General features: G+C 59.8%; 21 protein-coding genes and 1 tRNA gene. 15 read left to right on the top strand and 7 right to left on the bottom strand.

All coding sequences use genetic code 11. The features are described from left to right. The 4 genes from RAS12_RS25475 to RAS12_RS25490 are packed head-to-tail and all read left to right on the top strand — an operon-like array spanning position 1 to position 2775. On the top strand, positions 1 to 1185 hold the full coding sequence (locus tag RAS12_RS25475) for an FAD-dependent oxidoreductase (protein WP_306942617.1): 1185 nt from the start codon (positions 1 to 3) through the stop codon (positions 1183 to 1185). A 30-nt stretch (positions 1186 to 1215) separates the two neighbouring features. Next, positions 1216 to 1542 (top strand): 2Fe-2S iron-sulfur cluster-binding protein, encoded by a 327-nt coding sequence (locus tag RAS12_RS25480; RefSeq protein WP_306942618.1) that lies wholly within the window; start codon positions 1216 to 1218, stop codon positions 1540 to 1542. Between the two features lie 28 nt (positions 1543 to 1570). Continuing rightward, positions 1571 to 1780 carry a hypothetical protein gene (locus RAS12_RS25485; protein ID WP_306942619.1) on the top strand — a complete coding sequence of 70 codons (210 nt, stop codon included), beginning with the start codon at positions 1571 to 1573 and terminating at the stop codon, positions 1778 to 1780. Positions 1781 to 1797: 17 nt separating this feature from the next. After that, positions 1798 to 2775 (top strand): 2-hydroxyacid dehydrogenase, encoded by a 978-nt coding sequence (locus RAS12_RS25490; protein WP_306942621.1) that lies wholly within the window; start codon positions 1798 to 1800, stop codon positions 2773 to 2775. Between the two features lie 67 nt (positions 2776 to 2842). On the opposite strand, the gene RAS12_RS25495 is transcribed toward RAS12_RS25490, so the two are convergent. The 4 genes from RAS12_RS25495 to RAS12_RS25510 form a co-directional block, all read right to left on the bottom strand. Continuing rightward, positions 2843 to 3835 (bottom strand): Bug family tripartite tricarboxylate transporter substrate binding protein, encoded by a 993-nt coding sequence (locus tag RAS12_RS25495; protein WP_306942622.1) that lies wholly within the window; start codon positions 3833 to 3835, stop codon positions 2843 to 2845. A 160-nt stretch (positions 3836 to 3995) separates the two neighbouring features. Beyond that, positions 3996 to 6134: an ATP-dependent helicase gene (locus RAS12_RS25500; protein ID WP_306942624.1), complete on the bottom strand. Its 2139-nt coding sequence runs from the start codon at positions 6132 to 6134 to the stop codon at positions 3996 to 3998. A gap of 135 nt (positions 6135 to 6269) precedes the next feature. Next, the gene (locus RAS12_RS25505; RefSeq protein WP_306942626.1) at positions 6270 to 7286 is read right to left on the bottom strand and encodes an amino acid ABC transporter substrate-binding protein; all 1017 of its coding nucleotides are present in this window, start codon (positions 7284 to 7286) and stop codon (positions 6270 to 6272) included. Positions 7287 to 7394: 108 nt separating this feature from the next. After that, the gene (locus tag RAS12_RS25510; RefSeq protein ID WP_306951613.1) at positions 7395 to 8339 is read right to left on the bottom strand and encodes a LysR substrate-binding domain-containing protein; all 945 of its coding nucleotides are present in this window, start codon (positions 8337 to 8339) and stop codon (positions 7395 to 7397) included. 174 nt (positions 8340 to 8513) lie between these two features. Here RAS12_RS25510 and RAS12_RS25515 point away from each other — a divergent pair, with 174 nt between their 5' ends. The 7 genes from RAS12_RS25515 (at position 8514) to RAS12_RS25545 (ending at position 17431) form a co-directional block, all read left to right on the top strand. Then, on the top strand, positions 8514 to 9743 hold the full coding sequence (locus tag RAS12_RS25515; protein ID WP_306942627.1) for a metal-dependent hydrolase family protein: 1230 nt from the start codon (positions 8514 to 8516) through the stop codon (positions 9741 to 9743). Positions 9744 to 9792: 49 nt separating this feature from the next. Continuing rightward, on the top strand, positions 9793 to 11148 hold the full coding sequence (locus RAS12_RS25520) for an MFS transporter (protein WP_306942629.1): 1356 nt from the start codon (positions 9793 to 9795) through the stop codon (positions 11146 to 11148). Further along, positions 11145 to 11690: a GAF domain-containing protein gene (locus RAS12_RS25525; RefSeq protein ID WP_306942631.1), complete on the top strand. Its 546-nt coding sequence runs from the start codon at positions 11145 to 11147 to the stop codon at positions 11688 to 11690. The genes RAS12_RS25520 and RAS12_RS25525 overlap by 4 nt, the downstream gene beginning before the upstream one ends. 410 nt (positions 11691 to 12100) lie before the next feature. After that, positions 12101 to 12676 (top strand): fimbrial protein, encoded by a 576-nt coding sequence (locus RAS12_RS25530; RefSeq protein WP_306942633.1) that lies wholly within the window; start codon positions 12101 to 12103, stop codon positions 12674 to 12676. Between the two features lie 65 nt (positions 12677 to 12741). Next, the gene (locus RAS12_RS25535; protein ID WP_306942634.1) at positions 12742 to 13479 is read left to right on the top strand and encodes a fimbrial biogenesis chaperone; all 738 of its coding nucleotides are present in this window, start codon (positions 12742 to 12744) and stop codon (positions 13477 to 13479) included. A 119-nt stretch (positions 13480 to 13598) separates the two neighbouring features. Beyond that, on the top strand, positions 13599 to 16253 hold the full coding sequence (locus tag RAS12_RS25540) for a fimbria/pilus outer membrane usher protein (RefSeq protein WP_306942636.1): 2655 nt from the start codon (positions 13599 to 13601) through the stop codon (positions 16251 to 16253). A gap of 380 nt (positions 16254 to 16633) precedes the next feature. Further along, positions 16634 to 17431, top strand: coding sequence for a fimbrial protein (locus RAS12_RS25545; RefSeq protein WP_306942637.1), 798 nt, complete (start codon positions 16634 to 16636; stop codon positions 17429 to 17431). Between the two features lie 17 nt (positions 17432 to 17448). Here the strand turns inward: RAS12_RS25545 and RAS12_RS25550 are convergent, their stop codons facing one another. Continuing rightward, complete coding sequence (locus tag RAS12_RS25550; RefSeq protein ID WP_306942640.1) at positions 17449 to 18360, bottom strand: LysR substrate-binding domain-containing protein; 912 nt, start codon at positions 18358 to 18360, stop codon at positions 17449 to 17451. 148 nt (positions 18361 to 18508) lie between these two features. On the opposite strand from RAS12_RS25550, the gene RAS12_RS25555 reads away from it, so the two are divergent. Together RAS12_RS25555 and RAS12_RS25560 are read left to right on the top strand one after the other, a co-directional pair. Next, positions 18509 to 18904, top strand: coding sequence for a RidA family protein (locus RAS12_RS25555; protein ID WP_306942642.1), 396 nt, complete (start codon positions 18509 to 18511; stop codon positions 18902 to 18904). A 1-nt stretch (position 18905) separates the two neighbouring features. Then, positions 18906 to 20087: an NADH:flavin oxidoreductase gene (locus RAS12_RS25560; protein ID WP_306942644.1), complete on the top strand. Its 1182-nt coding sequence runs from the start codon at positions 18906 to 18908 to the stop codon at positions 20085 to 20087. Between the two features lie 150 nt (positions 20088 to 20237). Here RAS12_RS25560 and RAS12_RS25565 read toward each other — a convergent pair whose 3' ends face one another. Continuing rightward, the gene (locus tag RAS12_RS25565) at positions 20238 to 21497 is read right to left on the bottom strand and encodes a DNA methyltransferase (protein ID WP_306942645.1); all 1260 of its coding nucleotides are present in this window, start codon (positions 21495 to 21497) and stop codon (positions 20238 to 20240) included. Between the two features lie 91 nt (positions 21498 to 21588). Between RAS12_RS25565 and RAS12_RS25570 the strand changes: the two genes are divergently transcribed. Both RAS12_RS25570 and RAS12_RS25575 read left to right on the top strand, forming a co-directional pair. After that, positions 21589 to 21828 (top strand): helix-turn-helix domain-containing protein, encoded by a 240-nt coding sequence (locus tag RAS12_RS25570; protein WP_306942647.1) that lies wholly within the window; start codon positions 21589 to 21591, stop codon positions 21826 to 21828. Then, entirely contained in the window at positions 21809 to 22429 is a 621-nt protein-coding gene (locus RAS12_RS25575; RefSeq protein WP_306942648.1) for a BglII/BstYI family type II restriction endonuclease, read from the top strand. The genes RAS12_RS25570 and RAS12_RS25575 overlap by 20 nt, the downstream gene beginning before the upstream one ends. A gap of 178 nt (positions 22430 to 22607) precedes the next feature. On the opposite strand, the gene RAS12_RS25580 is transcribed toward RAS12_RS25575, so the two are convergent. Then, positions 22608 to 22692, bottom strand: a tRNA-Leu gene (locus RAS12_RS25580). Positions 22693 to 22730 lie beyond the last annotated feature (38 nt).

A 22730-nucleotide genomic window follows, 5' to 3' on the forward strand; every position in this document is an offset into this window, starting at 1 on the left:
ATGGAATCGTCTTCCCGGTTGCAGCGGGTACATACGGCCATCATCGGTGCAGGACACGCGGGCGTGGAGTGCGCCTGGGCGCTGCGTGCGGCGGGTGTTGAAGGTGAGGTGGCGTTGTTTGGGGCAGAGATCCATGCCCCTTACGAACGGCCTCCGCTGTCCAAGGCGTTGCTGACTGGCGTGACGAGTTCTGAGCGTATCGCGTTGCGGGCCGATAGCGCCTACGAAAAATCGCGTGTGGTGGTGGTGGCAGGGGACCCGGTAGTCAGCATCGACACGGCGGCGCATACCTTGTCCACGCGATCGGGGCGCACTGTCAGCTATGAACACTGCGTCATGGCGACTGGCGCCAGCGCCCGCGGCATTGCAGAAGTCGCAGGCGAACAGGTTTACTCGGTGCGCAGTCTGGATGACGCGCACCGGCTTCGTGACGCACTGCGCCCGGGTGTCCGGCTGTTGGTGATAGGCGCGGGGTATCTGGGCCTGGAGGCGGCTTGCTCGGCGCGCAAGCTGGGCGCAGACGTTCTGGTGCTGGAGCAGGGCGGCTCCGTCATGGCGGGCAAGGTGTCAGACGCCACCGCGATGCGCATCGGCGCCATGCACCACGAGGCTGGAATACAAATCCGCCATGGTGCTGCGGTTGCGCAATGGGAGCGCACCGGCACAGGCTGGCGCGCGCAGCTGTCCGATGGCTCCGCGCTGGATGCAGACCTGGTGCTGGTTTCGATAGGCGCCATCGCTGAGACCGCGCTGGCAGAGGCCGCTGGGTTGACGTGCCGGGATGGCATTGTGGTTGACGAATGCTGCCGGACCTCTGCGCCGGATGTGTATGCCATAGGCGATTGCGCCAGCGCCTTTCGCGGTGAGCTGCAACGCCATGCCCGGATCGAAAGCGTGCAGAACGCGCTGATGCAGGCGCGTACGGCGGCCGCCGCCATCGCCGGAAAAAGTCCGCCTGCGCCGCGTCCGCCCACCTTCTGGTCGGAACAGCATGGCCGGCGTTTGCAAATGGCGGGCTTGGTCGATTCATCCAAGCCGTGCCGCGACGAGTTGCTGCCCACCGCCAAGGGATGGCTGGTGGAGCGATATCAGCAAGGCAGGCTGGCCGCGATTGAAGCCGTGGATAGCCCGGTTGAATTCATCAAGAGCGTGCCGCGTATCGGTTCGCCGGAATCCGTCGCGTGAATTGCGCCCACAACCCATCAGGAAGCCAACATGCCCGTTGCCATATTTGAACTGCCCGACGGCGCCGAACAGGTGCTGGATGTTCCCGACGATTGGTCGCTGATGGAAGCGGCCCGGCGCGACGGCCTGGACGGAATCGTCGCTGAGTGCGGCGGAGGCGCCATCTGCGGCACCTGTCATGTGCAGGTGGACGCGTCCTGGCATGCGCGGCTGGGGCCGCCGGGCATGGCAGAGGAAGCATTGCTTGAGGTGGTGCCAGAGCGTTGCGCCACCAGCCGGCTGTCCTGTCAGGTGATCATGACGCCCGAGCTGGATGGCATCCGGGTGCGCGTGCCGTCGGCACAGCTTGAGATGTAGCCGCGGGCCGCGCGAAGGAGAACAAGACATGGCTGACAACAAATCCATCAACCTCGTCGATCTGCAACCTGGCGTGCGCGTGCGCATGGCGGGCGGAGCAATTGCCGAGATCGTAGAGAACCCGCAGGACGGGTTCTGGCTGATCGTCCAATTTCTGGATCATCCGACGGAACCTGCTTTGGTCGGCGCTGGTGAGCAACAGGTGTTTGCCACTGATGTCGAAGCAATCGAACCCTGACCCTTCTGGAGCCGTAAATGAATCAAAAGCCCAAAGTCATCGTATCCGCGCCGCTTCCGCCAGATTTGCGTGAACGTCTGGCCGCGCAGTGCGAGATTGTCGAGGTGCCAACGGGACAGAATCCGGCCGAAACCGTATCGGCAGAGGCGCGCGCACAGATCACAGGGATGGTCTGCACCATGCGCACCAAGGTCGATCAGAATCTGCTGGATGCCTTGCCGGCGCTAATCGTCAGTTCGAATTTCGCGGTGGGTTTTGACAACGTTGATCTGGCGGCCGCCACCAAGCGCAAGGTGCTGATCTGCAATACGCCGGGCGTGCTGGACGGCGCGGTGGCGGATGTGACGATAGGCCTGATGCTCTGCCTGGCCCGCAATCTGGTGGCGGGAGACGCCTTTGTGCGCAGCGGCGGTTGGGCGAAGGGGGCTTTTCCATTGACGCGCGACATACGCGGCAAGACGTTGGGCCTGCTGGGCATGGGCCGCATCGGCCGCGTGGTGGCGCGCACCGCGCAGGCTTTCGACATGAAAGTGGTCTATCACAACCGCCGGCAAGATCCGCAGGCGGAAGGTCTGGCGTCGTACGTGGAACGCGATGAATTGTTCAAGGTGTCCGACGTGCTGAGTGTTCACATTCCGCTGTCCGCAGAGACGCGGCATTCCGTCGGAAAGCGTGAACTCGGCCTGATGAAACCCACTGCCTATCTGATCAACACTGCTCGCGGGCCGGTGGTTGACGAAGCCGCGTTGATTGACGCGCTGCGCGCCGGCACCATCGCGGGGGCGGGGCTGGACGTCATGGAGCAAGAGCCGTTGCCGCCAACCAGCCCGCTATGCGAGCTGCCCAACGTGGTGTTGCAAGCTCACGTGGGTAGCGCCACGCACGAAACACGGCGCGCCATGATCGATCTGGCCGTAGCCAATTTGATGGATGCGTTGGCCAACAAACAGCCGCAGGCAATGGTAAATCCAGAGGTCTGGCAGGCTCGCGCCTGACCTGCCTTGGCGCCGCAAGCACAGCTGGGGCCGCCTGTTGCAGGCGGCCCCGGCTGTGCTTTGCCTTTTACTTGCCGCCGTAGTCCACAACGATCCCGGCTTGCTTGGCCACGTCGCTCCAACGCTTGAACTCCGCCGCTGAAAACGCCTGGAATTCAGAGGCATTGCGCAGCTTGGGTTCAAACCCTGCGCCGATAATGCGCGCCTGGAACTCGGGCGTGGCCAGGCTGGTGACAATGACGTCGGACAGCTGGGCGATGATGGCGGGATCGACCTTGGCGGGCGCATACATGCCCAGCCAACTCGTCACGTCGAAGTCCGCCATGCCCTGTTCCTGCATCGTCGGCACTTGGGGCAATTGCCGTGCCCGATAGGCGCTGGTTACCGCCAGCGCCTTCAGGCGTTTACCTTCCACCATGGGCAACGTGGGCGGAAGGTTCATGAAACAGATGTCCAGATCGCCGTTGGCGGTGCCTACCAGCGCTTCGGATGCGCCCTTGTACGGTACATGGTCGAATTGCAGGCCGGTGCGCATGGCGAAGAGTTCGGCCGTCATCTGCGACGAGCTGCCGATGCCGTTGCTGCCATACAGCGGCTTGCGCTTGCTGGTTTTCAGGTACTGGATCAGCTCGGATACGGAATTGGCGGGGTGATCCACCCGCACGACCAGCGCATTGACGAACTCAGCAACCTGCGCAATGGGCAGCAACGCAGTGGGAATATCCAGGGGTAAGCCGCGTAGGGTTGCGGGTGGCAGAACGTTGTGGCCCAGTCCGCCGGTAGTCAGGGTGTAGCCATCGGGTTTGGACGAGGCTGCGGCTTGCATGCCGATGACGCCGCCGGCGCCGGCGCGGTTCTCAATCACCACGCTCTGGCCGTACTTGGCAAAGAGCAGGTCACCGACCAGCCTCCCCGCAAGATCGGTGGCGCTGCCTGGTGTGGATGAGACGATGATTTTGATCACGCGGGACGGGTAGGGCCCATCCAGCGCCCAACTTCTACCTGTCAGACTCAGGCCGGCGGCGGCCCCCATCAGCTTCAACGCACTGCGACGTTTCATGACGACTTCCCCTTGGGTTAGACCTCTACTGCTTCACGTGCTGCTCCAATGATGTGGCTCGAACTTTGTACGATAAACATATTTACCGTACGGTACGAGTCGCGAGCAGCGACGCAAATTGCGGCTAACCCTAGGGGACGTCTTGTTTGTGCTTACAGGCCTACTGGTCCGCGAACCAATTCCTGAATGGCTCGGGGTCCAGGTGGCTAGGCACGTACCAAACCTTGCGCGTCTTGTCCCACTGTGCGCCCATCGCCTTCACGACGTCCCGGTTCGCGTATGCGACCTTAAGGTCACGATGGCCTACCGTTTTGACGGGCGCTGACAGATTGCGCCTCAGAGCGGTGTCTGCCCGCTTTTGGACGCTTGCCAACTGCAATTGCGCAATGAATCCGCTGCGTAGCGCGGGTTCGGCAGAGTAAATCAGGCTCAGGCGTGATTTCGCCCGGGTTGCGGCAACATAGAACAGGTTCTCTTCTTCGCCGAGCTTCCGTAGCGGATTCGGAAATTCGCCCGCGTCCAGGAATGGCAAGATCACATGATCGAATTCCTTGCCCTTGACGTTCACGATGCAGTCCATCAACACCGCGTTCTTGCCCGGCCGTGCGCCGGCAAAGGCTTCCGCAGCGCCAATCCATTCAGAGAACTCGCGCAGGGTTTTTCCAGAGTTGCGAGCCGTGGTGATGAACCCGCTGACGGACTTGGTGACCACAGACGCTTCATAGGGATGAACATACAGGCGCTTTGCCAGCTTATCCATATCGACCAATTCGCAGACTTTTTCAAGTGCGCCGTGTGCCAGCGTATCGACAGACAATCCACGCAAGTACGCTACCGCATCCGCGATGCGCGTGCGGGCGGCAACACTGCCCACTCGCTGAATCTGGCCGTCAAAAAAGTGCTTTAGCGAAGAGGGCTCTTTGGCGATCGTGGTTTTTGCCTCACGAAGCTCTTGGGGCGTCAATGGCACCTCTGCAAAGGTGGCCAGGGCCTCGACAATGGCTTCACGCGTTGCTGGTGATGCCACGTGGTGGAAATCGTCCAGCGCAATCGCAATCATGCCTCGCAGAAACAGGATTTCTTCGCGCAGCAGATAACTCTTCATGGTTAGCGTGCGGTACTGCACGCCTGCGCTCATCAGCGCATTTTCTATTTCTATCGACTGATGGCCGTCGCGCAGCAGGATGCAGCAGTGATCGAGCGGCTTGCCATCCTGCTTCCATTGATGAATGGCTTTGATGACTTCCGGGCCGCATACGCCCGATGCGCTGGCGTAGTGCAGTTCGTGAACCTCTGTGCGCAAAGGAAGATTCGAGTCGACGGGTTTGCGTTTGAAGGCTTCCATCGCGTAGGCCAGATGCGGGCCGTGGCGGTAGGTCATCGTCAGTGGAAAGCTGACGCAATCCGGGAAGCTCGCAGCGATGCGATATTGCAGGAACGATTCGTCTGCGCCCAAGTGCGAATAAATGACCTGATCCTTGTCGCCCACGCCGACGAAGTACGTCGTGCCGATGCGGGTCAGCGCCTGAATGATGCAGAACGATGCTTCGTTGATGTCATGCAATTCGTCGCAGACCACCAGCTTGTACGCAGGCAGCAGATCAGGCGCGTCGGGCGCGGATCGCAGCAGGCAGGCAAGATCATAAGTGGCATCAAAAAAGCCGCGCGCATCGACAAAGCCGAATACATCCACGCGCTGCTTTTCATATTCGACGGCCCACAGATAATCTGTCAACGGAATATTCAGGCTTTGCGCTGTGTATTCGGGATCGATGTTGTCGTCGCTTGAAAGCCGCATCATGGCTTTGAGCTTCAGCAGGTTATCCAGGAATTGGCTGACGGCGGTGTTGTGTGTGCGGATATCAAGTGCATCCGCAAATTGCGGGTTGCTTTCCCCCACGCCGTCCAGCGCGGTCAACGCGTAGCTCTGCTGCTCTCGGGTGGAATGCAGAACCTCTGGCTTGCCATCTTCGATTTTCGACAGAACACGTTGCGCAAACTCTTCAACGGTTTGCACGTTGATCCGTTTGGCAGTGTTATAGGCAATGCCCACTTCCACCAGACGCGCCTGCATGACTTGCCGCGCTTCATCGGTGAAGGTCAGGGCAAGTATGTCTTCGGGCGCCAGCCCCCGGGTAAGCGCTTCTCCGATCCGCAGCGCCAAGGTGGTCGTCTTTGCCGCGCCCGCGTTGGCGATGACAAGGCTGGTCCGGCTTTGCGAGGTCTGGATTTTTCTCTGTTCTTCGGTGGGGACGAATCCTGCGGGGAAGAACTGAGCGGAATAGGGAGTGGTTGTCATGAGTCGGTGAAAGGGCGGACAGGGGCGCCGCCGGGTACAGATGCGAGTTCAGTGTACGGGAAGTACCGAGAGCGCATCGAACCGCTGGCTGGCGCTGTGCGCGCCAGCCAGCCATTCAGACTCTGTCAATCGCGATTAACGCACCGGCCATCCGTACATCAAGCCGCCATCACGGTACGAGGCGTTCAAACCACGGGTCAGCTTCAGCGGGCTGCTGGGTCCCAGGTTCTTTTCAAAGCTCTCGCCGTAGTTACCAATGTTTTTGATGATGTTGTAAGCCCACTTGTCGTCTACCCCCAGGTTTTTGCCCATCCCCGGGGTTACACCCAGCAGGCGTTGCACGTTGGGGTTGGTGCTTTTCAGCATCTCATCCACGTTTTTCGACGTGATGCCGTATTCCTCGGCCTCAAGCATGGCAAACATTGTCCAGCGCACGACGTTGAACCATTGTTCATCGCCCTGGCGCACCATGGGACCCAGCGGTTCCTTGGAGAAGTTCTCCGGCAGGATGTCGTACTTTTCCGGGTTCTCCAGGTTGGTGCGGGCTGCGGCCAGCTGGGACTTGTCGCCGGTGAAGGCATCGCAGCGTCCCACCGCGAAGGCGCGGATGATTTCGTCCAGGCGTTCCACGACAACCGGTTTGAAGACGATGTTCTGCGAGCGGAACCAGTCAGACAGGTTCAGTTCGGTGGTGGTGCCGGGCTGCACGCAGACCGTGGCGCCGTCCAGTTCCTTGGCGCTCTTCACGTTCAGGGACTTGTTCACCATGATGCCCTGGCTGTCGTAGTAGTTCACGCCAACGCCGATCAGGCCCAGCGTGGTGTCGCGGGTCAGTGACAGGGTGGTGTTGCGCGGCAGCACGTCCACTTCGCCGGACTGCAAGGCGGTAAAGCGCTGCACGGCGCTGACGGCCATGATCTTGGATTTGGAGGCATCGCCAAACATGGTGATGGCCAGCGCGCGGCACAGGTCTACGTCCAGGCCGATCCAGCCGCCCTTGCTGTCGTTGACGGAGAATCCCGCGACACCGGTGGACACGCCGCACTGAACAAAGCCTTTGTTCTTGACCGCATCAAAAGTCACCCCGGCGTGGGCAGTCCAGGACGAAATAAGTAAGGCGGTGCCTGCCGCGACATGTTTGAGTGCTTTCATGGTGTCTCCGCGCTCTGAGCGCATTTGTTCTTCAGACCAAGCCTGAGGTGCGCGGAATGGTAGCCAGGGGGGTAGGGCGGGAGTATCGGGGAATTCCCGTTAAATCCACTATGCGGAATTTGCGTCGCAGTACGGGCAGTCCGCTGCGCTGCTCTTGCCGGGCGGCGTCCGGGAATTGACAGGCGCCGCGCCGCTATGAAAGCACTCGTGCGACAGCCATTGGCTCAACCGGTCATAGCTTTCCATATTGCTGCGCCAGTTCGGCGCGCACAGGTAATAACCCAGCGGGCTTTCAAAGCTGCGGTCAAACACATCGACCAATTGACCGGTGGCAAGTTCTTTTTCAATCAGGCAGTCGGGCATCAACGCCACGCCAAAGCCTGATGATGCGGCTTGCATCACCATCGAAAACAAATTGAAGCCCGGGCCGAAACGGGCCCGATCATAATCACCGGTATAAGTGGAAAACCAGTATTCCCAGGAAAGCGGAATCTCGATGTGTTGCAGCAGCGTGCATTTTTTAATGTCTTCCAAACTGCTGATGCGCTGCTGCTTCAAGTATTCGGGTGAACACACGACGCGGGTTTCGCGGCCGGTCAGATAGGTGGCATTACCGTCATGCCAGTCTCCGTATCCATACTGAATGGACGCATCAAAATCCAGTTCGGTGCTTTTGTAGTCGGCGACGCTGTAGCGCACGAAGTTAATCGAGATGTCCGGGTGTACTTCGCGGAACGTCTTCAACCGCGGAAACAGCCACTGCGCGGCAAAGGTGGGCGCGGCTGACAGGTTCAACGACTTAGCGGATTGCTGCGTCGTCATGACTTGCGACGTAGCGCTTTCCAGCGTGTGCAAGGCCGGCCGGATCAGGCTTAGATACGTTGCCCCCATGCGCGTCAATTGCAAGCCATTGGTGGCGCGGATGAACATCGCATGCCCTAGATAATTTTCCAGTGTCGCGATGTGCCGGCTGATGGCGCTTTGCGTGACGAACAGCTCTTTGCCCGCTTTTGAAAACGATAAATGGCGAGCCGCAGCCACGAACGCATTCAGCTCAGAAAGGGTAGGGCAGCGGCGTTTCATTGGGGGTATGAGTAAAGCTCATAAGGCTGTTCGAATTTGTGTCGAACGCCTAGGGGGAGACCCGGTATCGGACGCTTCGATTGTACCGGTAGAGTTCGCCATGCTGAATTTCCCTGCATGTTGAACGGATAGCGTGATTTATTTATGAAGCCGGTTGTTGTTAAGAATTGCAAGATCTTGAATACCAGAACGCTGGTTCTTGAAAGCGCTGCGAATGTGCTGATCGAGGACGGACTGATCTCTCGCATCAGCGCTGAAGATCTGACGCGTGAAGATGCGCAAGTCATCGATGCCAAGGGCATGACCCTGATGCCCGGCATGATCGACTGCCACGTGCACGTGGTGGCGTCGTCGTTCAATCTGGGCCGTGTGGCGGCATTGCCGAACGCGCTGGCGCTGTTGCGCGCCCTGCCCATCATGCAGGGCATGCTGGATCGCGGCTTTACGTCGGTGCGCGATGCTGGCGGCGCGGACTGGGCACTGGCGCAGGCCGTGCTGGACGGCGTGATCGACGGGCCGCGCTTGTTCTGCTCGGGCAAGGCGCTGTCGCAAACGGGCGGCCATGGTGATTTCCGCCCGCGCAATGACGAACTGGACCCGTGCCCTTGCTCGGTCAAGATCGGCAACATTGGCCGTGTCGTAGACGGCGTGGACAACTGCCGCCTGGCCGTGCGCGAAGAAATCTTGAAGGGCGCAACCCAGATCAAGGTGATGGCGTCGGGCGGTGTGGCTTCGCCCAACGATCCGATCCAGAACCTGGGCTTCTCCGAGGCCGAGCTGATCGCCATTGTTGAAGAAGCCACCAACGCCAGCACCTATGTGATGGCGCATGCCTACACGCCGCGCGCGATCTCGCGCGCCGTGCGCTGCGGTGTCCGCACCATCGAACACGGCAATCTGGTCGACCACGAGGCCGCGCAGGTGATGAAAGAGCACGGCGCCTACATGGTGCCCACACTCATTACCTATGAAGGGCTGGCCAATGATGGCGAGCGCTATGGCTTGCCGATGGACTCGGTCAAGAAGATCGCCACCGTGCGCACCCAAGGCTTGAAGGCGCTGGAAATCCTGGACGAGGTGGGCGTGAAGATGGGCTACGGCAGCGATCTGCTGGGCGAAACCCACTACATGCAGGCCGACGAGCTGCTGCTGCGCAGCCGCGTGCTGGGCAACGCCAAGGTCATCCAGCAAGCAACGCTGATCGGCGCCGAGATCCTGAATCAAGAAGGCCTGCTGGGCGAAGTCTGCGAGGGCGCCTACGCGGATCTGCTGTTGATAGACGGTAATCCGCTCGCCAACATCGAACTGCTGACCAAACCCGACTCGATCAAGCTGATCGTCAACCGCGGCTTGCTGCACAAGAATGATTGCTGACTAAGACCGACGGCTGTCGTCTTTTCTCAAACTCTCCCGGAACTTCACTATGTATTCCGTATCGGACCGCCTTGAGCGGTTGCCGTTTTCCAGTTTTCATTTCCGGCTGCTGCTGATCGGCGGCCTGGGGCTTGCATTTGAAGCGCTGGACGCAGGCATTATTGCGTTCATCATCCCGTCGTTGCGCGTTCAATGGGGCCTGTCCACCGGACAGGTCGGCTGGATCGCCAGCAGCACCTACGTAGGCTTTTTGGTAGGCGCGCTGTTCTCCGGCATTCTGGGAGACCGCTACGGCCGCAAGAAGATCATGATGTGGGCCTTGCTGCTGTTCTGCGTGGCGACCTTCATCAATGCCTTCGCCCGGAACTATCACGAGTTCTATATCCTGCGCATGATCGCGGGCATCGGCATGGGCGCCGAAGGCGCCATCATCGCGCCGTATCTGGCTGAATTCGTCAGCAGCAAGTATCGCGGACGGTTCACAGGCGCGCTGGCCGGGTTCTTCTCGTTTGGCTTTGTGATGTCGGCCTTGCTGGGTTATTTCATCGTGCCTCTGAGCGACGATGGATGGCGCTGGATCATGATCATCGCGTCCGTGCCGGTGGTGTTTCTGCTATGGTGGCGCAAGTCTTTGTTCGAGTCGCCCCGGTGGCTTGAGCACAGCGGCCAGACCGCCGAAGCCAACCGCATCTGCTCCATTATCGAAGCCGAAGTCGAACAGAAACTGGGCCGTCCGCTGCCCACGCCGGTCGCGACTCGCAAAGCCGGTTCCGTTGCGGCCGAACCGCAAGGCTCAATGGCCAAGTTGGCATCGCTGTTCAACAAGACCTATCTGGGCACGACCATGCTCGTCTGGGTGTTCTGGATCACCGTGCTGTTCTGCTACTACGCCTTCCTGGTGTGGATTCCCAGCCTGCTGGTGGAACGCGGCTTCACGATCACCAAGAGCTTCTCGTACACCATCCTGATTTATCTGTCGCAGATTCCGGGCTACTTCTCGGCTGCGTATTTCAACGACAAGATCGGCCGCAAGTACACGATTCTGATCTACATGCTGCTGTCGTGCCTGTCGGCATTGGGCCTGGCGTTGGCTACCGGTGAGCAACAGATCATTATGTTGAGCATGCTGCTGTCGTTTGGCATGAACGGCGTGATCGCGGGCCAATACACTTACACGGCTGAAATCTATCCCACGTCCATCCGGGCGACCGGCATGGGCGCGGCATCGGCCTTTGCGCGCATCGGCTCGATCGCATCTCCCACCATCGTGGGCGTGGCGTATCCGGTGCTGGGGTTTGCGGGCGTGTTCGCCATGATGACGGCCATTCTGTTGGTTGGCGGCCTGGGCATTCTGTTCTTTGGCAAGAACACGCGCGGCGTGGTGCTTGAGGAGATCAATCAATGACGCAGGCATCGCCATTGCGGCCTTGGGCGGAACACGCACGGGCCTTGGGGCTGGCCAGCAGCCGCAAGGCGCAGTGGGCCGAGATATCTGTAATGCTGGAACAGGCGTTTGGACATCAGCTCTTTACGGCGCTTCTGTATCTGGAAGAACACCGCCTGATGAAGCGGCTCTATACCTCTGATGACAGCATCAGCCCGCTGGGCGGCTTCAAGACGACCGGTAGCGGTCCGTGGTCACGGCATGTTCTGGAAGAGGGGCGGCTGTATGTGGCCAGCGACGAAGATGATGTGCGGTCGGTGTTTTCCGAAGCGCCGATGCTGATTGAACGCGGGCTACAGTCGGCCTTCAATATCCCGGTGCGCCACGAAGGGCGAGTGATAGGCTCGCTGAATATGCTGGCTCGCCGCCATGCGTATGACCAGGCGGATCACGATCTGGCCGCAGTGATTGCCGGGCTGTGCGCGCCGGTGTTCATAGAGGAAAGGATCGCCGCGCAATCGGCCGTGGACGGACTGGATCGGTCTGGGCTGGACAGCGTCTGAGCTTATCGCCCGCGCTCTGGCGCACACGGACGTGTCAACGTACTGCCTCGCCGGACATCTTTCAGATGTTCGGCTTTTTTTATGGCGGGCATTTTTGATTAGGCCCTACCGGTGGCTGTTCGTACCCATCGGGCGATCGTCGCCTGTTTTTGTTTCTTGGCATGCTCCGCGGCAGGACAGCTCGCGCTTGATCGGGCCTCCGAATCTTAAGCGTCTGAGATATGCCCAGTCTTTTTCTCGTACCAGTACTAGTTGATGTGGAAAAACTTCGTACTTGTCGTCTCTCGAATGATGGCGCTGGTTTTTAGAATGATCTTGGCTGTGAGAACAACTCAAATCGGTTCCCGCAGCGTTGCAAGTCCTCATCGGGAGGGCCCGTTCAACATCAACTTCATTCATTCATCCATCAAATGAAAAAATCCATTATCGCTATTGCGATCCTGTCCGCCATGGGATCGACTGCCGCGTTCGCTGAACCGACCGTTGGCGCCACCGGCACGATCAACTTCACCGGCCACATCAACGCCAACTCGTGCACCGTCGCGAGCAAAAGCGCCAACGTCACCAGCAATGGCGGCAACATCACCGTAGACATGGGTACGGTCGCCGCCGATGTGCTGGGCACCGAGGCCCAACCCGCTGTTGGCGGCGTGGGCGGCAAGCTGGCTCAGTCCCTGACGCTGGAACTGACCTGCATGGAAGGCACGTCGGTTGATCTGAAACTGACGCGCCAAGTGGCTTCGGGCAAGGGCATCGGCCTGCAACCCGGCGGCGCACAGAACGTGCAGGTCATGCTGGTCAACGAAAACACGAACCTGCCCCTGGACTTCACCAGCGGCTCGGTCACCCTGTCCGCCGACTTGGTCGGCGGCTACACCACGTTCCCGCTGATGGCCTACTACTCGAAGTCGGCCGGCAAGCTGGCCGCAGACGTGGTTCCCGGCGTTGCCAACGCGACCGTGAACTACGAACTGTCGTACGACTAAACAATGCGATGCCTTCCTCGTCGCGGCTCGCGCCGCGGTCGAGGAAGGCGCGAGCGGAGACAACCATGTTGAATTCCTTATTCCGCCGACGCGCCGCAGCCCTTGTTGCGGGCGTTGCGCTGGTCTGGAGCGCCGGTGCCCAAGCGGCGATATCGCTCAGTGGCACGCGGCTTATATTCGACGCCAAGCACAAAGAGGCAGCGCTGGCGGTGCGCAATGGCAATGCCAACATCCTTGTTCAAGCCTGGATCGAAAGCAACACGCCCGGCGACAAGGGAGACCTGCCCCTTGCCGTTACCCCGCCTTTGGCAAAAATGCGTCCTGATGGCCAGCAGTTGCTGCGCGTGCTGTATGCGGGTGGCAATAACACGTTGCCGCAAGACAAGGAGTCGGTGTTCTGGCTCAATGTTCAAGAAGTGCCAGAAGCGAGTCAATCGGCCGGATCGCTGCAAGTCGCCGTGCTTCAGCGGATCAAGATTTTTTTCCGCCCGGCAGGTTTGAAGGGTAATGCCGCGGACTCGCCCGCCGCGCTTCAATGGCGTATTGCGCCCGCTGCCGGCAAGTCCACGATACACGTCAGCAACCCCACGCCATTCCATGTGTCGATGACCAACATCACCATCGGATCGGGGAAGAGCACGCCGTCCACCATGATTGCGCCGGGCGAAACCATTCGTCTTCCGGTTGAAGGGGCGAGCTCGAATGTGACGTTCTCCAACATCAATGATTTCGGCGGCGCAGACCGCTATGAAGTTCAACTTTCTGCAACCAACACCGTGACCGCCAAGGCGGTAGTCAAGTAGTTCCCGTTGGCGTGCGGGCTCGGCCCCGCCGCGCATTTTTGAATCTCAAGGTTTACGCGAAGCTGGCAAATCTGTGCCGGTTGGCCGCGTGTGGCCTGAATTTTCGTGATGAACTTTTCATGAACCAAGCAAAGCGATATTTTTGCCGCCGTGCGGCCGCGCTGGGCGCCCTGACGGTGAGCCTGCCGTTTGGCGTGCAGGCGGCCGCCGACAGCGCAAAAATAGCGCTTGATGAGAAGGTGGCCATGGCTACGCCGCAATACAACGTGGCCTTCATGAATGGCTTGCGCGCGCCAGTGGACGTCAAGTCGCTGCTGTCGGGCAGTGATGTGCTGCCCGGCACGTACCGGGTCGACGTTTACTTAAATACGACGTTCGCCGGCCGCCGTGATGTGACCTTCATGCAGGACGGCGCGGGCGATGAGGCTTGGCCCTGCTTTACGCTGGAGATGCTCAAGCAGTTGGGCGTGTCCACCGACAAGATCGAAGCTGACGGAAAGACGCTGCACCCCGTGCAATGTCATCGGCTGCCGGATGTTATTGCGGCGGCGTCAGCGACCTACGACGCGGCCAGCCTGCGTCTGAACATCAGCATCCCCCAGGCCTACTTGAGCGCCTCGCGGCGTGGCTACATCGACCCCTCGTTGTGGGAAGACGGCGTGCGCGTGGGTTTTGTGGATTACAGCTTCAGCACCTTAAAGAACTTCTCGTCCGCGAGCGGTTCGTCTTCGGCGCAGCAGACGAATGCAGGTTTGCGGATGGGCGTGAACGTGGGCCCCTGGCGCCTGCGGAACAATTCCTTCGTCACATCGGGCAGCGGGCGGGGCACCAATTTCAAGAGCCAGAACACGTATGTGCAGCGTGGCTTTAGCGGCATCAAAAGCCAAATGGCGCTGGGTGAGACGTACACGAACTCGCCGCTGTTTGACGGCGTGCGCTTCCTTGGCGCTACCCTGGCTTCTGATGAGGCCATGCGTCCGGACAGCGAACAGGGTTACGCGCCGGTCATTCGTGGCACGGCGGAATCCAATGCGACGATCGAGGTGCGCCAGAATGGCTACCTGATTTATACGACTTCCGTCGCCCCGGGCCCCTTCGAGATATCCGACCTGGCGCCGTCTGGCTCCAACGGCGATCTGGAGATCACCATCATCGAAGCCGATGGCCGCCGCCGCGTCACGCGGCAGGCGTTTTCCAGCCCGCCGTTGATGGTGCGCGAAGGGCGAGTCACCTTCGACGCCGCCATTGGCCAATATCGCAATACGTATAGCAAAAGCGAGCAACCGGTGTTCGCCAGCGGTTCAATGCTCTACGGCTTGACGAGCGACGTGACCTTGGCGGCGGGCGCGCAACTGTCTCGCGGCTACCAGGCGCTTTCGGCTGGGGCAGGAGTAAATACCCGCGTGGGCGCGGTGTCGGTGGACCTGACGCATGCTCGCAGTAATGCGGCGGGTGTTGGCGCATCAGAGGGCGCGTCAGAGGGCGCATCTGGGACGCGCATGAACCTGCGCTATGGAAAGCTCTTTGAAGCGACGGATACGAACGTGTCCGTGACCTACCAGCAAGCTTTGAATGATGGGTTCCGCACCCTTGCGGACCACGTGCAGGCCAGCAGCAGCGTAGACGAGCGCTATCGCTATTTCGGAGATACCGGCCACGTGAAGTCGCGCCTGGACGCCTATGTGTCGCAGAACCTGGGCGGTGGCGGGCGGTTCGGCAGTCTGTACTTGAGCGGTTCCCAAGCACGCTACTGGGATGACTCGCGCTCCGGCAATTTGACGGTGGGCTACAGCAATTCGATCGGCCCCGTCAGCTACAACCTGGGGTACACGCGTTCGAGCAACGTCAGCTCGCCAGTGAGCCGCCAGCGCTATTCCGACAATGTTGCCTCGCTATCGCTGTCGTTCCCGCTGGGCCGTGGCGCGCATGCGCCGCAGGCCTATACGACCATGAACCGGCAGGCGTCTGGCACCTCGGTGCAGGCAGGGGTCAGCGGCCGGCTGCCGACCGAACAGGACATCGCTTACTCGGTTGCGGGCGGACGTGGGCTGGACGGTAGCGCCAGCGGGTCGGCTGCGCTGAACGCCGTCACCTCGTTCGGCCGGGTCGGCGGCTCGTATAGTCAAGGCAGCCAATACCGCAGCGGCTCGTTATCGGCCAATGGTTCCCTGGTGGTCCACGGCGGCGGCGTCAACCTTGGCCAATCGCTGGGCGACACCTTCGTGCTGGCCAAGGTGGACCCGCCCGTCGCAGGCGTGGCTTTGTCGAGCTATTCGGGCGTGAAGACGGGGTCCAATGGTTACGCCATCGTGCCGTCGGCCACGCCCTTCCGTGGCAACTGGGTTCAGATCAATGCGCGGGAGATTGGCGCCGACATCGAGTTCGACAACGCAACACAGCAAGTCGTGCCGACGCGCGGCGCGGCGGTGCTGGCCACGTTCAAGGCCGATACGGGCCGACGTATTCAATTCGAGATCAACCAGCCCGACGGCCAGCCGGTGCCGTTTGGCGCCGTTGTGGACAGCGCCGAGGGCGCCCGCCTGGGGATCACCGATCCGCGCGGCCGCGCGCTCACGATGATCGCGGACGGCAAAGAGAGCGGTCATTTGACGGTGCGTTGGGAACAGCGGGTTTGCAACATCCCCTATCGCCTGCCTGTCAAGGTGGAGGGTGAAAACTATCAGCGTGTTGTGGTGACTTGCGCCCTCTCCGTGCCCACGCACAAGCAAGAGGACGCGCTTGCGGCGGAGCACGTCGGCTCGTATGCGCTCTAATCTAAACTCAAGGAATACAGATGGTCGCACTCAAAAAGATCGTCCGCGCTCGAATGTTCGCCGCTAGCGTCGCAGGAATGGCGTTCTTCGCAATGTTGTTGTGGTCCGCGCCCGCGGCGGCAGACCGCCAGTGCGGAACGGAATATTGGAATACGGCCAGCGCCTGGTCGGTCAGGCCCAACGCGGACGGATTAACCGTGGGAACTGTCTTGGCCTCCGCAACGTTCTCGGCGCGTACCAGTAGCATAGATCCCCCTGTCATGGGCGGGGCGTTCGAAGTGGCTGCTGTTCGGCTCACGACCCAGGGGTATGACAGCGCAACCGATTCCGTCCCTGTGAGCGGAAATCCCGGCGTCGGATTGCGTGTCAAATGGAATGGCGTGACTTCACTGGCCCCCATCGCGGATTTGAATATGCATCCCATCGGCGCTCCCATCCCTACGTCGCTAGCGAGCGTCGCCTCGGGTGTGCTGACCATGTCGAACAACCCCGAATACACCGCTTCATATCTATTGGAATTGGTGGTGACGGATAGCGACGCATACGCGGGCGGTGGCATGACAATCGTGCAGACCGGCACGCTCATGCTGTTAGCAAAAATGGAGCCGAATCCAGGAACTACCGAGCCCGCTTATTGTGGTGGGGTCCCTACTCCCACGCTTCCCCCGGCTTCATTGCAAGCCGTCACGCTGCCCATCCCCCCCACTCCGACGTGTGAATTCGACACTGCGACGTTGAATCAGACCGTAGCCCTAGGCGCAGCAAATAGTGCTTCGGTCGCGCGCCACGGTACGACTCGAACGGCGGGCGTGTCTGGAGAAAAGCCCTTCTTCATCCAGGCAAAAAACTGCGGTGCGGGCACGATCTTTCACGCCTACTTCACCGATGCCTTGGCCGCCAGCAGCACAAACGACTATCTGCGCCCAGCAGGCGCTTCCAATGTGGGCATCCGCATCTATCACGACAACGACACTACGCCGGTTCCCTTCGGCCCGGCCCCGATTGGCAGTACCTTGCCCGCACGTGCGCCAATCACTACGGGTAGCGTCAACGCTGCCCAAGGCGCGAACTACTCCTTGCCGTTTACCGCCCAGTACGTGCAGTTGCCGGACGCCAGCGGCTCGGCCTCGCCGGGTGAGATGAGTGCGAGCGCGAAGCTGACGATTGTCTATCCGTGAATGCGCGCGCGTAGTGATCAGTCAGCGTTTTCAATTTCGATGTGCTCGCCGCGTGCCTGTGCACGCAACCAATGCGCGACCGTCTGGACTGATGCCGAAGGCGGGCGGTCGGCGTGCATGGCCAGGTGATAGGTGTGGCCGTCTATTGCCGGCTCGAATGGCTGCACGAGATTGCCGGCTAACAGTTCGTCGGCGATCAACGCCAAGCTGACCAAGGCGATGCCGTGTCCCGCGACGGCAGCTTGTATGGCGTGCCCTTCGTCAGAAAAGCGCAGCTCACTCGCTTGAGGCGGCGGTGGCTGTTGCGTGACCTTGAACCAACGCTCCCAAGTCGGGTTGTCAGGCTGAGGCCGCTTCCAGTCGAAACGGATCAATGGCACGCGAGCCAGATCTTCCAATGAAGTGACGCCCAAGCGCGGATTTGCGACGGGTGCGAAGCGGTCGGTGAACAGAGGTTCGGTCACAAGGCCGGGATACGGCCCTCGGCCATAGCGAATCGCAATGTCGACTGCCGTCGATCGCAGATCGACAAGGTCGTCGCTAGCCAGCAATTGCAGGTCTATGCCGGGATGGCGCGACCGGAAATCGCTCATGCGCGGCACCAGCCACTTCACAGTGAAAGCATTCGTCGCGGAGATGCTGACCAGCATCCGCGTCCGCTGTTGCATCAACCGCGCCAGCGCCGCTTCGAACGCATCGAACCCATCACGCAGCACCGGATAGAGCAGCATCCCTGCGTCGTTCAACGACACCTTGCGTATGTGGCGATCGAACAATTCGAAGCCGGTCTGTGCCTCAAGCGCGCGAATCTGGTGGCTGACTGCGGTCGGCGTGACCGCCAACTCCTCCGCGGCTGCCTTGAAGCTGCCCAGTCGCGCTGCGGCTTCAAATGCGCGAAGCGCAGATAGCGGAAGAAATCGACGTTGCATGGGCAGCACTGCCTATAGATGAGAAATTCTCTTCTTATAGCTGACAAATCAACCTTTGTCGCGCGCAGCGCATCTTTCCTACAGTTGCGGTATGGATCGGCCAGTTATCTGTCGATCTCCACCGATCATAAGTGAAGGAATTCGCATCATGCTGCATCAAGTCACGACTCAACCCGACCATTACGCGCCGTATTTGCTCTCGCAGGGCATTCAGTACGGCAACTTGCTCTTCATCTCTGGCCAGGCGGGCGCCGCCGACGACGGAAAGATCGTGGCGGACGGCTTTCTTGCCCAAGGCGAGCAAGCCTTTTTGAATTTGCGGCGCGCACTGGAAGCGGGCGGGTCCAGCTTGGCGGACGTGATCAAGGTCACCATCTTCGTGACTGACATGGGGCATTTCGACGACGTAGTGGCGCTGCGCCGCCGTTTTTTTTCGGCCCCGTACCCCGCAGACACGATCGCAGAGATCAAGGCGCTATACGACCCCGCGGCCATGATCGAGATTGAGGCGATCGCGGCCGTACGCCAACAAGAGGGCCGCTAACGTGGACACCACTCATGATCGTTTGGCGGGCGATGCGCAAACCTCGCGGGTTAGTTTGTTCACACCACTTCGGGTGGGACGCGAACTTAGCCTGTCCAACCGGCTGGCCGTCGCGCCTATGACCCGGGTCAGCGCCACGGCGGGCGGTCACGCCACAAAACAGATGGCCGACTACTACGAAGCCTACGCTGCCGGCGGCTTCGGTCTGGTGATTACCGAAGGCATCTATACGGACAAGGCTTTTGCGCAGGGTTATCTTTTCCAGCCCGGTCTGGCCGACGACGCGCAGCGCGATGCGTGGCGAACCGTGGTGGACCGTGTGCATAAGCACGGCGGCCGCGTGGTCGCGCAACTGATGCATGCCGGCGCGCTGTCGCAAGGCAATCCCTACCGCGCTACGACGAAAGGGCCTTCGGCCGTGTTGCCAGCGGGGCAGCAGATGGCGTTCTATCGGGGGCAAGGGCCTTACCAGATGCCCGAAGCGATGACGGCCGATGACATATCCGAAGTGATCAACGGCTTCGCGCAAGCGGCGCGCAGGGCGCAGGAAGCCGGTTTCGATGGCGTGGAGATACATGGCGCCAACGGATATCTGCTGGACCAGTTCCTCACGGCTCACACCAATCTGCGTCAGGACCGCTACGGCGGCAGTCTGGACAACCGGCTTCGCCTGACGGCGGATGTCATCGACGCGGTCCGACGTGCGACGAGCGCGAACTTTGCCGTGGGCGTGCGCTGCTCGCAGGGCAAGGTCAACGACTTCACGCACAAATGGGAGGGCGGGGAGGCCGATGCGGCACAGATCTTCGGTTTGCTCGGCGCGCTACCCATCGACTATCTGCACACCACCGAGTTTGAGGCCTGGAGCGCCGCTTTTGGTAAGGGCGGCCCCTCACTCGCGGCGCTGGCGAGAAAGCATGTTGCGGTGCCGGTGCTGGCAAACGGTTCGCTGCATGACGCGATGCAGGCTGCCGGAATGATCGAGCGGCAGGAAGCGGACTTTGTTTCGCTTGGCCGTGGCGCACTCACGCATGCCGACTGGCCCGACAGACTGCGAGCTGGTGAGGCGCATGAGACATTCGATCGAGGATTGCTGGCGCCGATTGCTGATCTTGCTAATGCTGATCGGCATCGTGCGGAGCGGAGTCTTGCTGTTGGAAGTGCGGCTTTGCTCAAGCGTTGAAATCTCAGGGCCGGTGTAGTGTCCGTTCTGCCGGTTTCTCAAGGAGGGCGGTAACGGGTTGTCGGTGTTTGGTGGGTAGGTGACCGTAGATTGCCCCAGACGACAAAAACCCGCAGAGCCTTAGCTGATGCGGGTTTCAAGTGCTACCGTCTAGGATTCTATTTCTAGGAGGCGTTGGTCGCCTGTGCCGGTGCCGATGTCTGGTTCCTTCCGTTTTCGCGACGGCCCTTTCGGAATGTTACCGACAGTCCAGCGTCCCAATTCTTTTCGTCGACGCTCCATCTCGGGCAAGAAGAGGTGGTTGTACCCTGCGCGGAGTCGGTCTAGGTATTCCGCTTCCTCATCGAGGCTCTCCATGCGTTCAATGATGCCGTCGACCGGGCCGACCTCCACGCCTATCCACTTACGTTTTTTGAGTTCTGCGACTGCATATGTCGTACCTGAGCCTCCGAATGGGTCGAATACACAATCCCCCTCGTTGGTCGACATTTCAATCACTCGGTCCAGTAGCTTGATAGATAGCTCGTTGGCTTCCTTTCGTTTCTTGTATTTCGCATGGCGGACCGGGGGGATGTCATTCCAAACATCGCACAGGTTTACGCCCAGCGGATTCATCTTGTCCTTGTAGCCGCCATAGTCTTTAAGGTCTGCGCAGCATGCCGGGCATACCTCCATTGGAAGGCGGTCGGCATGGAAGGTTGTGGGGCGAGGACCTTTCACGAAGTAAAGGAGTGAGTAGTGAGACGGATACAGCTTGGATTGCATGGGGAGGCTGTACTTTATGTCGACCGCTATCCAGTGGCGGAAATTTAGGTGGCGATTCAGGTAAGCAGAAAGGTAAGTGTTCCATTTTGGGAGGTTCCAGACGAACAGGCTCCCTCCGTCTTTCAGGAGACGGATGCTCTCCGCGAGCCATTCCTCACACCACTGGAGGTAGTGACTCTTGCGCAGGTTGTCATCAATTTCGGACGGATACAGCTTATCAAGGTTGAAAGGTGGGTCTGCAAATACCATGTCGACGGATTCAGAAGGCAGCCGAGCCATGATGTCCATGCAATCCCCTTGAAACAGCGTGCCCAAAGCGTTCTTGAAAGCTGGTTTTAGTGATTTATTCGCCCTTGCTCGAACTTTGCTGTTGATGGCCGGACTATTCCCCAGAATTCCAGCCACATCCTGTGCATGGGCGCTTAATCTTTCGATGATTGCCCGATTGATGAGGCCGCTTTTTAAGCGAAGTTCAAGTTCCGTCAACCCGGTGGCCGCAGCTAGGCGCTGCAACTCCTCATTGGTCGGTTCAATTCCTTGTTCTTCATAGAACCGCAGGCGCTGGGGCAGGACCTCAGCCCGCTTGGCCAGATCGTTGATTGAGCGAGTGTTCTTTGGGTCAAGCCCAAGCGCCGCTAACAGCATAGTTCGATAAATCCGTGAGTAAATCTGTCGCGTGACTATAGTCCGTCGACTATTGTCTGCCAACCCCTCACTGTGCGCTGTGGAGGGGACTATGACGCCAGAGCAAGCTTTCAGCCGCGTCTTGCGGCGGCTTCGGTCGGAAGCCAACAAGACACAAGAGCAATTGGCTTTTGAATCACAGCTCGACCGCACCTACATCTCGCTATTGGAGCGCGGCCTCAGGCAGCCCACGCTGAGGTCGATGGTACAGCTGTCCGCTGCTTTGCATATGCCCCCATCTACTTTGATGAACTACGTAGAGGAGGTTATGAATGAGATTGATGCGGACTGAGCATCTTATCCGGAGCGGGGCCTTCGCCACATCCGCAGAAGGATTGGAGATTGTAGAGGAGATACGGGCCGGCATTGCTGAAGTGGTGTGGCCAGTGGGGGCACGCGAATTCACGATCAATCCCATAAAGAACGGTAACGGCGTTACCCCGATTAAGCATGATTTCGTGCGCCATCTGGCCTCAAAAGGGTGGCGGACGGAAATGCGGATTCGAATTGGCGACCTCGCACCAGGGCCGCTGGATGCAGTTAAGACGCTAAGTGATGGTCGGATGTTCGCTGTCGAATGGGAGACCGGCAATATTTCGTCTACCCATCGTGCCATTAACAAGATGGCGTTGGGTATGCTTCGCAATGAGCTATGCGGTGGGATTATCGTGCTCCCCACTCGGGCAATGTACCCGTACCTAACAGACAGAGTCGGGAACTACGAGGAAATCGCACCATACTTTGAAGTATGGCGTAGCTGGCCGCATGTTCAAGGCTTGCTTGCGGTAATTGCCGTTCAGCATGATGCCGAATCCGATGATGTGCCTCTAATCCCCAAAGGCACCGATGGCATGCATCACTTCGGTGCTTCACGCATTCGGGCTCAACTTTAGTCTTGCGCGCTCAACGCCTACCTCTGCTGTCCACTTGGACCTGCGGGGGTGGGTATAAAAACGCTGTGGTTTTTTTGCGTAAAAATTGCGGAGAACTGATTGTTCAGGGACCGAAATTTGCTCGTCACCCATTAGCTGGATGTCGAGAATTCCCTAGTGGAACAATAGCTTGTGTCGATGGTGCCCGGGGCCGGAATCGAACCGGCACGCCTTGCGGCGGGGGATTTTGAGTCCCCTGCGTCTACCAATTTCACCACCCGGGCAAGGAGGTCGCGAACACGTCCAATTGACGGCTGCGGGA

This window comes from Achromobacter seleniivolatilans, from assembly GCF_030864005.1.
In the GTDB taxonomy this organism is placed as follows: domain Bacteria; phylum Pseudomonadota; class Gammaproteobacteria; order Burkholderiales; family Burkholderiaceae_B; genus Achromobacter; species Achromobacter seleniivolatilans.

Bases quoted from the DNA above. Each gene is read 5' to 3' on its own strand.
- RAS12_RS25475 (WP_306942617.1), top strand. From the start codon at position 1: ATGGAATCGTCTTCCCGGTTGCAGCGGGTACATACGGCCATCATCGGT.
- RAS12_RS25480 (WP_306942618.1), top strand. From the start codon at position 1,216: ATGCCCGTTGCCATATTTGAACTGCCCGACGGCGCCGAACAGGTGCTG.
- RAS12_RS25485 (WP_306942619.1), top strand. From the start codon at position 1,571: ATGGCTGACAACAAATCCATCAACCTCGTCGATCTGCAACCTGGCGTG.
- RAS12_RS25490 (WP_306942621.1), top strand. From the start codon at position 1,798: ATGAATCAAAAGCCCAAAGTCATCGTATCCGCGCCGCTTCCGCCAGAT.
- RAS12_RS25495 (WP_306942622.1), bottom strand. From the start codon at position 3,835: ATGAAACGTCGCAGTGCGTTGAAGCTGATGGGGGCCGCCGCCGGCCTG.
- RAS12_RS25500 (WP_306942624.1), bottom strand. From the start codon at position 6,134: ATGACAACCACTCCCTATTCCGCTCAGTTCTTCCCCGCAGGATTCGTC.
- RAS12_RS25505 (WP_306942626.1), bottom strand. From the start codon at position 7,286: ATGAAAGCACTCAAACATGTCGCGGCAGGCACCGCCTTACTTATTTCG.
- RAS12_RS25515 (WP_306942627.1), top strand. From the start codon at position 8,514: ATGAAGCCGGTTGTTGTTAAGAATTGCAAGATCTTGAATACCAGAACG.
- RAS12_RS25520 (WP_306942629.1), top strand. From the start codon at position 9,793: ATGTATTCCGTATCGGACCGCCTTGAGCGGTTGCCGTTTTCCAGTTTT.
- RAS12_RS25525 (WP_306942631.1), top strand. From the start codon at position 11,145: ATGACGCAGGCATCGCCATTGCGGCCTTGGGCGGAACACGCACGGGCC.
- RAS12_RS25530 (WP_306942633.1), top strand. From the start codon at position 12,101: ATGAAAAAATCCATTATCGCTATTGCGATCCTGTCCGCCATGGGATCG.
- RAS12_RS25535 (WP_306942634.1), top strand. From the start codon at position 12,742: ATGTTGAATTCCTTATTCCGCCGACGCGCCGCAGCCCTTGTTGCGGGC.
- RAS12_RS25540 (WP_306942636.1), top strand. From the start codon at position 13,599: ATGAACCAAGCAAAGCGATATTTTTGCCGCCGTGCGGCCGCGCTGGGC.
- RAS12_RS25550 (WP_306942640.1), bottom strand. From the start codon at position 18,360: ATGCAACGTCGATTTCTTCCGCTATCTGCGCTTCGCGCATTTGAAGCC.
- RAS12_RS25555 (WP_306942642.1), top strand. From the start codon at position 18,509: ATGCTGCATCAAGTCACGACTCAACCCGACCATTACGCGCCGTATTTG.
- RAS12_RS25565 (WP_306942645.1), bottom strand. From the start codon at position 21,497: ATGCTGTTAGCGGCGCTTGGGCTTGACCCAAAGAACACTCGCTCAATC.
- RAS12_RS25570 (WP_306942647.1), top strand. From the start codon at position 21,589: ATGACGCCAGAGCAAGCTTTCAGCCGCGTCTTGCGGCGGCTTCGGTCG.
- RAS12_RS25575 (WP_306942648.1), top strand. From the start codon at position 21,809: ATGAGATTGATGCGGACTGAGCATCTTATCCGGAGCGGGGCCTTCGCC.